This window comes from Streptomyces sp. PKA51 (assembly GCF_057552455.1).
This window is the reverse complement of sequence record NZ_BAAJPZ010000008.1, coordinates 55230-68062: the sequence shown is the minus strand read 5'-3', so window position 1 is coordinate 68062 and position 12833 is coordinate 55230. Positions and strand designations below refer to the sequence as shown.

Genomic DNA, 12833 nt, shown 5'->3' with positions numbered 1-12833 from the left:
GTCGACCCGGCCCGGATCATTCGGTGAGGCGCACGGTGAACAGGTCCGCGGCCCGCACGGCCGCCGGGGGCTGCCGGGGGCCGACGACGAGCACCCTGCCGTCGCACAGCAGCCGCACCGCGCCGCCGCCCGCGCCGGGTGCCGGCGGCGCGGGGGATGCCGTCGGGGAAGGGGAAGGGGATGGGGACGGGGACGCCGGCGCGGAAGCGGTGGGCGTGGGGGCGGGTGCCGCCGTGCAACGCGGCTCCACCACCGCCTCGGCCGTCGCCGTCGCGTGCCGCGCCTGCGTACCGGGGACGACGGAGTCCCCCACGGTGCGCTGCGAGGTCACGGTGACGGTGAACGAGCCGGGTGTGGTGCCGGGCCCGCAGCTGATGCCGGGGCGCGCGCCGTTGGCGCCCGCGTACGTGTCGGCCGCCGCGCACGCCTGGCCGTCCCGCGCGCCCCGGCCGGCCAGCCAGTCGGCCCAGCCGGTGCCGGCGCCCAGCGCGGCGAGGAATCCGGTGCGCAGCTGGTCCCGGTAGTCCTGGGCGGCCGCCAGGGCGGCGGCGTCGGCCGCGGTCTGGGCGCTGTTGCGCAGCGCCCCGGCCCGGCCGACGGCGTAGAAGGCCAGGGCGAGGAGGAGCAGGGCCGCCACGGCGGTGATGTAGAGGGGGAACGCCTGGCCCGCGTCGCGGTGCGGACGGGGCCCGGCACTCAGCCGGTGATCTTGCTGATCTGGTTGGTGATCGCAGTCGCGATCATCGTGCCGAAGTCGGTGGTGGTCAGCACCAGGATGATCGCCACGACCACCGCGATGATGCCGAGGTACTCGATCGACGTCTGGCCCCGGTCCTGACGCCGGCGGTTGCCCCTCATGATTCCCTCCTCGGGAGGCTTCGACTGTGTGCGTACGAGCCCATTGCCTTCCCCTGTGGGGAAGTTGGGACACCATGGGACTCACCCCCGCTCGGCGGCGACGCCTTCGGACGACGACTGTCCCACATCGCGTTGCAGCCGCGAAGGCCCTTCACGGTCTTCGCGCAATTGCCCGGCGGGCGCCGCGCCCGCCTGCGGTCCGTGCTCCGAACAGGGCGCGGCGTGGTGGGGGGATATGTGGGTGTGCTGGGACGCGTTCGCCATCGGGGCGACTCTCCTCTCACCGGTCCTGGCATGCTCAATCCCCCGTGATGGAGCCGAAGTCGGTGCCCGAGCCCAGGAAGAAGCCCGCGATCAGCAGGATCATCGTCCCCGGGACCATGAACGTCGTGATGACCATCGTCGCCTTCGGCACGGCCCGGGCCGCCCGCCGCCGCGCCTGCTGGGCGTCCGTGCGGCGCATGTCGGTGGCGATGCCGATCAGCGTGTCGACGATGGGGGTGCCGAGCTCCTCGCCCTGCTGCAGGGCGGTGACGAACTGGGCGACCTGCTCGGAGTCGTTGCGCCGGCGCAGCTCCTCGAACGCCTGCCGCCGGCCGACGCCCATGTCCAGCTGCCGCAGGGTGATGCGCAGTTCGTCCGCCCACGGGCCCTCGTAGCGCTCGGCCACCCGGTCCAGCGCCTGCCGGAAGCCCAGGCCCGCGCTGACGACGACGGCGAGGACGTCCAGGAAGTCCGGCAGCGTGCGCTCGATGGCGTCGCGCCGCTCGCGCACGGCGACCCGGATGCCGACCTCGATCCAGAACAGGCCGAAGGCCACCAGCAGCACGGCGGCCACCGGCTGCCCCTTGGCGAGCATCACCAGGGCCCCGCCGAAGCCGAGCGCGCCGTAGACGGCACGCCGGGCGGCGTAGCGGTCGACGGTCAGGCCGCCCGGGTTGCCGGCGCGGTCGATCCGGCTCCGTACCCGGGCCACGCGCTTGTCGCCCATCAGGCGCAGCACCAGCGGCGCCCAGCGCATGCCGAGGCGGTCGACGGCCGAGCCCACGGCCGTCGTACGGCTCGCCCCGACCTCCAGGGCGACGGCGAGGTCCGGGGGCAGCCGCGCGTCGCTGCGCAGCAGCGCGATGCCGTAGCAGGCGCCCGCGACGGACACGCCCGCGACAAGGGCCAGCAGCAGCGCCATCGGCTCCATCGGCGACTCCTCACACGTCGATCTTCGAGAGCCTGCGGATGAGGAAGAACCCCGCCCCGTACAGGGCGAACGCCGCGATCACCGCCGTGCGCCCCCACCAGTCGGCGGTCATCCGGTCGATCGAGCCGGGGGCGATGCGGTCCATCAGCAGGAGCGTGCCGATGCCCATGAGCGGGACGACGTAGGCGGTGACGGTCACCTGCGAGAGCTGGGTGCGCACCTCGCGCCGCGTCTCCTTGCGCTCCTCCAGGGTGGTGGTGAGGTTGCGCAGGGAGGTGACGACGGTGCCGCCGGCCCGGTGGGAGAGGACGAGGGTGGTGACGAGGACGACCAGTTCGCGGGAGGGGAGCCGGTCGGCGAGTTCGCCGAGGGCCTCGTCGACGGAGTGGCCGACGGCCAGCCGGTCGGCGACCCGGGCCAGCTCCTCGCCGGCCGGCGCCTCCATCTCCTCCGCGGCCATGCCCAGGGCCGTGCGCAGGGCGAGACCGGCCTGGGTGGCGTTGGCGAGGATGCGGGCGAGTTCGGGCAGCTGGTTGATGAACTTCTCGATCCGTTTGCGCCGCTGCCAGGCCAGGAAGCCGTGCGCCGACCAGACGGCGACCACCGCCGCCGGCGGTCCGAAGAACGGGGCCAGGGCCGTGGCCGCCAGCAGCCACAGCCCGACCGCCGCGACCACCGTGGACGCGGCGAACTCGCCCACCGTCACGTCCAGTCCCGTCGAGGCGATGCGGCGCTCCAGCCACCGCCCGGCGCGCGTGGCGCGCAGCCGGCGGTCGACGCGGCGGAAGGGCCGCCCGCGCCCGGCGGCCGCCGGGGGCGCGGTGTCCGACAGGCGCTCGACCAGGGCCTGGTGCCGGTCCCGCCCGGTGAGGTACGCCCGTACGCCCGTGACGGCGAGGGCGCCGCACAGCAGGGTGGCGCCGGTGGTGGCGGTGGTCAGGAGTGCCGAGTGGTCCATGGGCGGGTGCCTCACCTCTCCGTTCCGGTGGCCGCGAAGGCCGGGGGTACGGCCTCGCCGGCGAGCCGGAGCCGTTCGGCGGCCCGTCCGGGCAGCGGGAAGTGCGCGAACCCCCCGCGCACGAGCCGGTCGGCGCCCATCGGCTCGGCCTCGAAGCGCGCCACGGTCACCAGGCGGTGGCCCGGCTCCAGCAGGGCGATCTCGGCGATGCGGCGCGTGCCGTCCGGGTACCGGGCGAGCTGGACCAGGCAGTCGACGGCACTGTCGATCTGGTCGCGCAACGCCTCGTAGGGGATCTTCACTTCCGACATGGACGCAAGCGTCCGCAGGCGCATCAGCGCGTCCTCGGCGCTGTTGGCGTGCACGGTGGCCAGCGAACCGTCGTGACCGGTCGACATGGCCTGCAGCATGTCGAGCGTCTCCCCGCCGCGCACCTCGCCGACGATGATGCGATCGGGGCGCATGCGCAGGGAGTTGCGCACCAGGTCGCGAATGGTGATGCGGCCCTTGCCCTCGACGTTCGGCGGGCGCGACTCCAGCCGGATGACGTGCGACTGCTGCAACTGCAGCTCGGCGGCGTCCTCGACGGTGATGATCCGCTCCCCGTCCGGGATCAGCCCCGACAACGCGTTCAGCAGCGTCGTCTTGCCGGCACCGGTCGGACCGGACACCACCAGGCTGAACCGCGCCCGCACCAGGGCCGACAGCAGCACCACCATCTGCTCGTCCAGCGTGCCCACGGCGATGAGCTCCGGCAGCGTATAGGCGCGCGGGAAACGGCGGATGGTGAGCGTGGGCCCGTCCAGGGCGAGCGGCGGAATGATGACGTTGACCCGCTCCCCCGTCGGCAACCGGGCGTCCACCATCGGATTCGACTCGTCCACACGGCGGTTGACGGTCGAGACGATCCGCTCGATCGTCTGCATCAACTGCTCGGTGGAGGCGAACCGGACGGGCACGCGCTCGACCCGGCCGGCCCGCTCGACGAAGACGTGCTCCGCACCGTTGACCATGATCTCCGTGACCGAGGGGTCCTCCAGCAGCGGCTCCAGCACACCCAGGCCCAGGGCCTCGTCCACGACCCGCCGGATCAACCGGTCCCGCTCGGCGGTCGACAGCACCGGCCCCTCACGGCTGATGATGTGCCCCAGCACGCGCTCCAGACGCGACCGCCGCTCGTCGGCCGTCAGCGCCGACATCTCGGCGAGGTCGATCTCCTCCAGCAGCTTCGTGCGGTACACCGGCACCAGGTGGGCCGCCACGGCCTCCCGGGCCCCCGGGGCCGCGGGCGCCGCGGGCATACGGGCGCGCAGGCTCACGGGAGCTCCCCCTGCGCCGGGCACGCCATCGTGGCCGTGCGGGTCACGGAGAAGCCGGTGCCGGGCAGGAGGGCGGGCACGTCGACGGTCACCGTGGCGGTGGCGGCACCGGCGCCGCAGGGACGTGCCGTGACCGCCGACCGGTCCGCGACCCAGCCGGTCACGGCGTCCCGCGCCGCGGCGGCGGGGCTGCCGCGGCGCGGATCGTCCACCGTGGCCGTACGCGCCGCGGCGCGGGCCGCCGTGCCGGCCTGCTGCGCGGCGAAGGCGGCGAGGCCGAGGTGGACGGCGCCGAGGGCGACGAGCAGCAGCAGCGGCAGGAACCCGAGGAATTCCAGCGAGGCGGAGCCGCGGTCGCGGGCGCGCGAGGGCCCTGCCGGGAGCTTTCCCCCACCCCGCCCCTTCCCGAAACCGGGGGCTTGCCCCCGGCCCCCGGGAGCCGGGGGCAAGCCCCGGGGCTGCGCCCCGCCCTTCCGGGGGCTCCGCCCCGGGACCCCCGCGGGGGCTCCGCCCCCCGGCCCCCGGGCCGCGCCCCGCACGGTATGGCATACCTGTTGGTGGGCAATCGTGCCGCAGGGCGGCACGGGTGGGCACCAACCGGCCCACCGGCGTGCACCACCCCGCGGCAGCCCGAACAGCGTCCGCACGTCAGTCCTCCCGCGCCACGCCCGCCGTGCCCGTCACACTCCACGGCAGGTTCACCGCCCCGGGGAACAGCACCGGCACCCGCACCCGTACCGTCGCCCGGTACACCGGGCCCGATGCCCCGCAGTCCGGGTCCGCGCGCCACGCGTCCGGCAGGTCAGCCTGCGCGGCGGCCGTGCAGTCGCGGCCCACCGCGCCCGCTCGCGCGGCCTTGTCGGCCGCGTGGCCGGCGAGGGAGTACGCGTAGCCGACCAGGACGCACTGCCAGATCACGGCCAGGGCCACGAGGATCAGCGGCAGGATGCCGATGAACTCGACCGTCGTCTGGCCGCGGTCGCCGAACCGCCGCCGGAAGCGGCCGCCGGCCGGGACGGGCGTGAGCTGGTCGGCGCCGGTGCCGCCGCGTGCGGCCTCCAGGGCGTGCCGCCGCCGTGGCGGTGCGGTGAGGCCGAGTTCGGCCGCCAGTGCCCACAGCCCCTGCCGTACCGCCGAGCGCGGGTCCAGGTCCTGCATGCGGCCCGCGTCGACGGCGCCCTGGAGTTCCTTGTAGCCGGCCGGGACGGTCGTGCGGGCCGTGCGCGTGCCGGTGGTGCGGGCGACGAGCGAGGGCTGGATCTCGGCGTGGCGGGTGTGGCGGTTGACCACGGTGGTCGTCTCCTCGGGCGTACGGATGCGCAACCGCTCCCAGAGCCTGACCATGCGTTTGGCGGCGCGTACCGCCACCACGTCCGGCGTGGTGACGAGGACGGCGACGTCGGCGGTCTCGATGACCGCCGCGCCGGCCGCGGTGATCTGCGTGCCGCAGTCGACGACCACGACGTCGTAGCGTGCCCGCAGGGCGGCCGTGATCTGGCGGGAGGCGAGGTCGCCGACGTCCTCGCCGCGTTCGCCCTCGGCGGGGGCGAGGAGGAGGGCCACTCCGGCGGGGTGGGGGTAGAGGGCGTCCTGCAGGACGCGCGGCGAGATGTCGCTGATGCCGGCGAGGTCGGCGGCGGAGCGCCGGAACTGCACGTCGAGGTAGGAGGCGACGTCGCCGGACTGCAGGTCCATGTCGGCGAGGGCGACGGTGCGTCCGGCCGCGGCGGCGGCGAGGGCGAGCTGGACGGCGGTGACGGTGGTGCCGACGCCGCCCTTGGCGCCGGCGACGGCGACGAGCGTGCCGCCGGGCGCGGGGCCGCCGGCGGCCGCGGAACCGCCGCCGTCGCCGCCCCCGAGGTGGCGCCGGACGCCGGCGGCCCAGTGCGCGGCGGCCTGGACGCGGGCACCGAGGTCCTCGGCGGTGAGCGGCAGGACGGCCAGGCCGCGGGCGCCGCAGTCCATGGCGGCGGCGTACAGGGCGGGGCCGGCGTCGGCGGTGACGAGGATGACGCCGGTGGCGGGGAAGCGCAGGGCGATCTCGCGGACGAGTTCGAGGGCGGGCACGGGCCCGATGCGCTCGTGCACCAGGACGACGTGCGGCAGGTCGTCGAGGGGGCCGGCGCCGAGGACGGCGAGGGTGTCGAGCAGGCGGGCGGAGTCGCCCACGCTCTGCAGGGGGCGCACGCCCGGGAGCCGGAGCAGGAGATCGCCGAGGAGGCGGTCGGTGTCCGGGTCGCCGACGGCGGGGAGGACGGTGATGGTCACCGGTGGCCTGCCTCCGTTCACTTGTCCGCGTCGAGGGTGTAGGTGCGGTCGCCGGGCGGCACGGTCTCCTCGCCGCCGGGGGCGAGGAGGGCGAGTCGTACGTGGGAGGCGAAGGATTCGGCGTAGGCGACGCGCTGGGCGTCCTTGGTGTCGAGGGCGAAGGTGATGGGCACGGCCTCGCCGGGCTGCCGGGTGGTGGCCCCGCCCTGGCGGCTGTCGCCGTCGCGTGCGAGGGGGGTCAGTTTGCCGACGTCGATGACCTGGGCGCCGCTGACGATGACGCGGGAGACGGGTTTGGCGCCCTGGTCCTTGGCGTCGAAGGTGGCGTAGATGTTGACCTTGGCGCCGGGGCGGATCTTGCCGGCCACGCCCGTGGCCGCGTCGATCATGATGGCGATCTCCTGCCGGCCGGGGGCGAGCGCCGGGCGGGCGACGAGCATGTCCTCCTGCAGCAGCGAGCCCTTGCGCAGCGGCGTGACCGCGATCTTCCCCTGGACGGCGGCGAGGTCGGTGACGGCGGTGGCGGGCAGCCAGCGCCGGGGCATGGAGATCTTCTCGAAGGCGTCGGCGGGCAGGTCGCGGTAGGCGGGGACGTCGGTGCGCAGCCGGTAGGCGGTGGTCTCGGGGCCGACCTTGGCCTCGGCGTCCGAGATCACCGAGAACACCCCGGCGACGGCGCCGAGGGCGCACAGGGCCGACAGGAGCAGCAGGAGGACCCCGCGTCGCTGGCGTGAGTTCATGGGACGACCGACCTCGTTCGGGCCTCGTACGGAACGGCGGTGTGCGGGAGCGGGGGCTGCGGCACGGCGGACCGCCTCAGCGGGCGGAGCCCGTCGGGGCCGCGCGGCGCGCCCCGGCCGGCGGGCCGAGGGCCGCGGGGGCGGCCGTTGCGGGGGTGGCCGTGGCGGGGGCGGCGGGGAGCGCGGTGGCGCGTGCGACGGGCGCGGAGCAGAACCCGCAGCGGTCGCCGATGAGTTCGAGCCCGCACCAGCGGCACTGCTCCCGGCGTACGGAGGCGATGAGCTGGTAGAGCACGGAGGGGTCGGGGATGGCGGCCGCGAACTCGACGGCCCGGTGCGTGCCCCACCAGCGCCGCGAGGCGGCGGGCAGCGGGGTGATCTCCTGGATGCCGTGGACCCGCCAGTGGGGGGCGAGGGTGCCGGTGACCCAGTCCGCGTCGCGGCGGGGCCGCCCGCGGGCGACGGTGAGCCGGGTGGGGAAGGCGGGGCCCTCGGGCGGCTGCTCGGCGTCCACCCGCAGCAGGTGCCGTCCGGGGTGGACGAGGACGGCGAAGTGGGTGCCGGGGACGAGGGAGGCCAGGTGGGCACCGAGGGGGACGTCGATGCGGTCGAGCCGGGTGACGGAGGGCAGTTCGGCGCCGGCGTGGACGTAGTGGGTCAGCAGCCGGGCGGCGGAGGCGAGCACGCCGGGCCCGAGGTCGGACAGGGACAGCTGCCGTAACTGGCGGGCCAGGACGGCGACGGCGAGCGGGGGCAGGGCGAGCGGCAGGAGGGCGACGCGGGTGCTCTCCAGCAGTGCGCGCACGGTGTGCAGGCGGCGCACGTGGCCGGCGGGCAGGGAGTCGGGGTACAGGACGACGAGGTGGCCGCACTGCCGAAGCAACGCGGCGGCCTGGGTGACGGCCATCTCCAGTGGCTGCTCCTCGGGCGGCTGCAGCACGGCGGCGGCCGGTGCGGGCCCCTCGGTCGGGGGGAGCACCAGGTCGGAACTGGTCACCGCTATCGCAATCGGCACGTCGGCTTCCCCGTTCACTCCGGCCGCGGGGGCTCCGGCGGTCGCAGATCGATACTGCCCACTGCTTGCGCCTCCGCACTTTATCCACGATCGGAGCGGCTGAGAACCGTTCTTCGAGGTTTGCCCCACCCGTCGGTGGTCCGGTGTCCGGCCCCTTGACGGGCGGATTGGTCTGGACCATCCTCCACGCCACGGACGGTCGTCGCCGCACCCCCCTCGCATCCCCGCACGACCGTCCGACCCTCGCCTCAACTTCCTTCCCACCGGAGGCAGTAGTGCATCGCATCGGCAGTCCCGGACGTCCCTCGCGCCGCTTGCGCGGCGCCCTGGCCGCCGCGTCCCTCGCCCTGGCCGGCCTCGGCGCCGCCGGCGCCCCGGCCGCGCACGCCGACGCCAACCTCGTCCGCAACCCCGGTTTCGAGTCGGGCCTGTCCGGCTGGTCCTGTACGGACGACAGCGGCACCACCACCGGCTCCCCCGTCCACTCCGGTACGGCCGCGCTGCACGCCGCGCCGTCGGCCTCGGGCAACGCCCGCTGCGCGCAGACGGTGAGCGTGCGCCCCAACTCCTCGTACACGCTCGGCGCCTGGGTGCAGGGCAGTTACGTGTACCTGGGCGCGAGCGGCACCGGGACCACGGACGTCGCCGCCTGGACGCCCGCCGCGACCGACTGGCAGCAGCTGACCACGAGCTTCACCACCGGGCCCACGACCACCTCCGTCACCGTGTACACCCACGGCTGGTACGGGCAGCCGGCCTACACGGCCGACGACGTCGTGCTCACCGGCCCCGGCGGCGGCGATCCCGGGCCGGGCGTCCCCGACGCGCCCGCGGGGCTGACGGCCGGGGCGGTCACCGCCTCCTCCGTCGCCCTGTCGTGGAACGCCGTCCCCGGCGCGACCGGCTACACCGTCTACCAGGACGGCGCCAGGGCGCTGTCGGTGACCGGCACCTCCGCCACCGTCACCGGCCTGGCCGCGGCCACCGCGTACCGCTTCCAGGTCACGGCCACCGGCCCCGGCGGCGAGTCGGCGAGGTCGGCCGCGGTCACCGCGACGACCTCCGGCGGCAGCGGCGGCACGCCCGGCGTGCCCAGGCACGCGGTCACCGGCTACTGGCAGAACTTCGACAACGGCGCGACCGTGCAGCGCATCTCCGACGTACCTGCCGCGTACGACATCATCGCCGTCGCCTTCGCAGACGCCACGACCACGCCCGGCGCGGTCACCTTCGCCCTCGACCCGGCGCTGCACTACACCGAGGCGCAGTTCAAGGCCGACATCGCGGCCAAACAGGCGGCGGGCCGGTCGGTCGTGATCTCGGTGGGCGGCGAGCGCGGCACCGTCTCGGTCAACGATGCCGCGTCGGCGGCGAACTTCGCCGACAGCGTGTACGCGCTGATGCAGAAGTACGGCTTCAACGGTGTCGACATCGACCTGGAGAACGGGCTGAACCCGACCTACATGACGCAGGCGCTGCGCGCGCTGTCCGCCAAGGCGGGCGGCAAGGCGGTGATCACCATGGCACCGCAGACGATCGACATGCAGTCGCCGTCCTCCGCGTACTTCCGCACCGCACTGAACATCAAGGACATCCTGACGGTCGTCAACACGCAGTACTACAACTCCGGCTCGATGAACGGCTGCGACGGCAAGGTCTACGCGCAGGGCTCGGTCGACTTCCTCACGGCGCTGGCCTGCATCCAGCTGGAGGGCGGCCTGGCGCCCTCGCAGGTCGGCCTCGGCGTGCCCGCCTCGCCGCGCGGCGCGGGCAGCGGCTATGTGGCGCCGTCGGTGGTCAACAGCGCCCTGGACTGCCTGGCCACGGGGACGGGCTGCGGATCCTTCAAGCCCGCCCGTACGTATCCGGACATCCGCGGTGCGATGACCTGGTCGACGAACTGGGATGCGAGCGCCGGCAACGCCTGGTCCGGCGCGGTGGGCCCGCACGTGCACGGGCTGCCGTAGGGGCGCACCGCCCCGGGGTGCCGGTCCGGCGGGCGCGCCGGACCGGCACCGCCGGCTCACGGCCGGGGCAGCGTGCAGCCGGGCAGGCCGAGGTCGACCTTGTTGCCGGCGGCTATGCACTTGGTGATGCCGTACGTCTCCTGGGCGTAGTTGATGCCCTGGCGGACGGTGACGTTGCCGTTCTCGTCGACCTCGCACGGGTTGTTCTCCGTGCAGCGCTCACCGTTCTCGTTGCCGGTGTTGTTGATGGCCACGACCTTGCCGGTCGCCGTGTCGACGACGGGCGAGCCGGAGGTGCCGCCGATGGTGTTGCAGGAGGGGGTGTAGCGCAGCGAGTCCTTCCAGGTCCAGTCGCCCTCGCGGAGCTCGTGCACGAAGCCGTCGACGTTGCAGGAGTAAATGCGCTTCCAGTAGCCGGAGACCACCTTGATGGAGGTTCCGGTGGTGGGGTGGTCTCCGGAGAGGGCCAGCGCGCTGATGCCGTACCGCTGCTTGATGCTCGCGTACGTGGTGTTCAGCTGGTAGAGGGTGACATCGGTGTCGGTCATCGTGGCGTACGAGACCTTGACGGCGCGCAGCGTGGCAACCTTGCCTGCGGTGGAGTTCAGCAGACTGAAGGTGCGGCTGGAGGGCTGGTCGGTGATGACCTCGCCCGGGCCCGGCATCCCCGTCTCCAGACAGTGGCCGTTGGTCATGACGAGAGCGGGGTCGTTGTCGGCCGAGCTCGGCATGCGCACCAGCGAACCCGAGCAGTTGCTGAGCGCCACGGTGCCGGCGAAGTCGACGGCCTTGGTGGGCGGTTTGGGCGTCTGCGCCGTGGCGGTGCCCGTGCCGGCGACGGTGGCACCGGCGAGCAGGAGCGTGCCGAGCGCGCCGGCGAGAGGTCTTCTCATGGGGGGTGGTCCTCTCCGAATGCGGTCCGAACCGAGTTTTGACATGTGCATTGTTGGGGCTGGTGGTACCACCCGGCAATCAACCGGTCTGAAGAGATGGAGAAGTTGGCTTGTTTCCCCCGGGCCGGATGGTTGACCTACTCATGTCACTCCTCGAACACTGGAAAAGGTCCGTACCGGACCGAACCCCCCTCACTCGTCGCACGGACGCCCCTGCAGGAGGCAGCATGCGACCGCACACCCCCCACTCCCCCACCCGCAGGCGCTACGGCAGATGGGCCGGTGCCGCCACCGCCGCCCTGCTCACCCTCGCCCTGGCCGCACCCGCGTCGCCCCACTCCCCCAAGGACCCCACGACGCACACCTACGAGGTCACCGGGCCGCGCACCGCCGCCCAGCGCACCGCGATCGCCCGCACCGGCGTCGCCATCGACGCCGTGCGCGACCGCTCCGTCGTCATCACCGCCGACGCCGCCCACGCCGAGCGCGTACGGCAGCTGGGCTACTCCGTACGGGAACTGCCCGGCCCGCCCGACCGCAGCGGCGGGCGCACCGCGACCCCGTTCGACTTCCCGCCCGAGGACGCGAAGTACCACAACTACGCCGAGGCCACGGCGGAGATCGACGCGGACGTCGCCGCCCACCCGAACCTCATGAGCAAGCAGGTCATCGGCAAGTCCTACGAGGGCCGGGACATCGTCGCCGTCAAGGTCACCAACAACGCGACCCGCACGACCCCCACCGGTGCGGCCAAGCCCGAGGTCCTCTTCACCCACCACCAGCACGCCCGCGAGCACCTGACCGTCGAGATGGCCCTGTACCTGCTCAAGGAGTTCGGCACCCAGTACGGCAAGGACGCACGGGTGACGAAGATGCTCGACAGCCGCGTCGTGTGGATCGTGCCCGACCTGAACCCCGACGGCGGCGAGTACGACATCGCCACCGGCTCGTACCGCAGCTGGCGCAAGAACCGCCAACCGAACGCCGGTTCCAACAGCCGGGGCACCGACCTCAACCGCAACTGGGACTACAAGTGGGGCTGCTGCGGCGGCTCCTCCGGCAGCCCCGGCTCGGAGACCTACCGCGGCCGCGCCGCCGAGTCGGCCCCCGAGGTCAAGGTCGTCGCGGACTTCGTGCGCAGCCGCGTCGTCGGCGGCAAGCAGCAGATCAAGGCCGCCATCGACTTCCACACCTACAGCGAGCTGGTGCTGTGGCCGTTCGGCTGGACGTACGACGACACCGCGCCCGGCATGACGCAGGACGACCGCGACGCCTTCGCCACGGTCGGCAGGTCCATGGCCGCGAGCAACGGCTACAAGCCCGAGCAGTCCAGCGACCTGTACATCACCGACGGGTCGATCGACGACTGGCTGTGGGGCGCCCAGAAGGTCTTCGCCTACACCTTCGAGATGTACCCGGACGAAAGCGGCACCGGTGGCGGTTTCTACCCGCCCGACGAGGTCATCGACCGCGAGACGGCGCGCAACCGGGAGGCCGTGCTGCGGCTGCTGGAGAACGCGGACTGCATGTACCGCTCGATCGGCAAGGCGGCGCAGTACTGCAGCTGACGCCCGCCCGGCGCCGGCCCGCGACGGCCGGCGCCGGGGACCGTGATCACGG

At 73.9% G+C, this 12833-nt stretch carries 12 protein-coding genes; 2 read left to right on the top strand and 10 right to left on the bottom strand.

Annotation, left to right across the window (positions count from 1 at the left end):
• Positions 1–16: 16 nt before the first annotated feature.
• The 9 genes from AC27L3_RS14750 to AC27L3_RS14710 form a co-directional block, all read right to left on the bottom strand.
• The gene (locus AC27L3_RS14750) at positions 17–700 is read right to left on the bottom strand and encodes a pilus assembly protein TadG-related protein (RefSeq protein WP_487234618.1); all 684 of its coding nucleotides are present in this window, start codon (positions 698–700) and stop codon (positions 17–19) included.
• The gene (locus AC27L3_RS14745) at positions 697–858 is read right to left on the bottom strand and encodes a Flp family type IVb pilin (protein ID WP_487234472.1); all 162 of its coding nucleotides are present in this window, start codon (positions 856–858) and stop codon (positions 697–699) included. Before AC27L3_RS14745 ends, AC27L3_RS14750 begins: the two co-directional genes overlap by 4 nt.
• Positions 859–1156: 298 nt before the next feature.
• A complete protein-coding gene (locus AC27L3_RS14740) occupies positions 1157–2044 on the bottom strand; it encodes a DUF5936 domain-containing protein (protein ID WP_487234617.1) in 888 nt (295 codons plus the stop codon).
• Between the two features lie 19 nt (positions 2045–2063).
• A complete protein-coding gene (locus AC27L3_RS14735) occupies positions 2064–3011 on the bottom strand; it encodes a type II secretion system F family protein (RefSeq protein ID WP_487234471.1) in 948 nt (315 codons plus the stop codon).
• Positions 3012–3022: 11 nt separating this feature from the next.
• Positions 3023–4330 carry a TadA family conjugal transfer-associated ATPase gene (locus AC27L3_RS14730; RefSeq protein ID WP_487234470.1) on the bottom strand — a complete coding sequence of 436 codons (1308 nt, stop codon included), beginning with the start codon at positions 4328–4330 and terminating at the stop codon, positions 3023–3025.
• On the bottom strand, positions 4327–4779 hold the full coding sequence (locus AC27L3_RS14725) for a TadE/TadG family type IV pilus assembly protein (RefSeq protein ID WP_487234469.1): 453 nt from the start codon (positions 4777–4779) through the stop codon (positions 4327–4329). The genes AC27L3_RS14730 and AC27L3_RS14725 overlap by 4 nt, the downstream gene beginning before the upstream one ends.
• A gap of 199 nt (positions 4780–4978) precedes the next feature.
• Positions 4979–6598, bottom strand: coding sequence for a CpaE/TadZ family protein (locus AC27L3_RS14720; RefSeq protein WP_487234468.1), 1620 nt, complete (start codon positions 6596–6598; stop codon positions 4979–4981).
• A 17-nt stretch (positions 6599–6615) separates the two neighbouring features.
• A complete protein-coding gene (gene cpaB, locus AC27L3_RS14715) occupies positions 6616–7338 on the bottom strand; it encodes a Flp pilus assembly protein CpaB (RefSeq protein WP_487234467.1) in 723 nt (240 codons plus the stop codon).
• 76 nt (positions 7339–7414) lie between these two features.
• Entirely contained in the window at positions 7415–8353 is a 939-nt protein-coding gene (locus AC27L3_RS14710; protein ID WP_487234466.1) for a hypothetical protein, read from the bottom strand.
• Between the two features lie 314 nt (positions 8354–8667).
• Here AC27L3_RS14710 and AC27L3_RS14705 point away from each other — a divergent pair, with 314 nt between their 5' ends.
• Positions 8668–10320 carry a chitinase gene (locus AC27L3_RS14705; protein ID WP_487234465.1) on the top strand — a complete coding sequence of 551 codons (1653 nt, stop codon included), beginning with the start codon at positions 8668–8670 and terminating at the stop codon, positions 10318–10320.
• Positions 10321–10376: 56 nt separating this feature from the next.
• Here AC27L3_RS14705 and AC27L3_RS14700 read toward each other — a convergent pair whose 3' ends face one another.
• Complete coding sequence (locus tag AC27L3_RS14700) at positions 10377–11213, bottom strand: S1 family peptidase (protein ID WP_487234464.1); 837 nt, start codon at positions 11211–11213, stop codon at positions 10377–10379.
• A gap of 227 nt (positions 11214–11440) precedes the next feature.
• Here AC27L3_RS14700 and AC27L3_RS14695 point away from each other — a divergent pair, with 227 nt between their 5' ends.
• Positions 11441–12781: a M14 family metallopeptidase gene (locus AC27L3_RS14695; RefSeq protein WP_487234463.1), complete on the top strand. Its 1341-nt coding sequence runs from the start codon at positions 11441–11443 to the stop codon at positions 12779–12781.
• The last annotated feature ends 52 nt before the right edge of the window (positions 12782–12833 follow it).

Bases quoted from the DNA above. Each gene is read 5' to 3' on its own strand.
- AC27L3_RS14700 (WP_487234464.1), bottom strand. From the start codon at position 11,213: ATGAGAAGACCTCTCGCCGGCGCGCTCGGCACGCTCCTGCTCGCCGGT.
- AC27L3_RS14735 (WP_487234471.1), bottom strand. From the start codon at position 3,011: ATGGACCACTCGGCACTCCTGACCACCGCCACCACCGGCGCCACCCTG.
- cpaB (WP_487234467.1), bottom strand. From the start codon at position 7,338: ATGAACTCACGCCAGCGACGCGGGGTCCTCCTGCTGCTCCTGTCGGCC.
- AC27L3_RS14745 (WP_487234472.1), bottom strand. From the start codon at position 858: ATGAGGGGCAACCGCCGGCGTCAGGACCGGGGCCAGACGTCGATCGAG.
- AC27L3_RS14695 (WP_487234463.1), top strand. From the start codon at position 11,441: ATGCGACCGCACACCCCCCACTCCCCCACCCGCAGGCGCTACGGCAGA.
- AC27L3_RS14740 (WP_487234617.1), bottom strand. From the start codon at position 2,044: ATGGCGCTGCTGCTGGCCCTTGTCGCGGGCGTGTCCGTCGCGGGCGCC.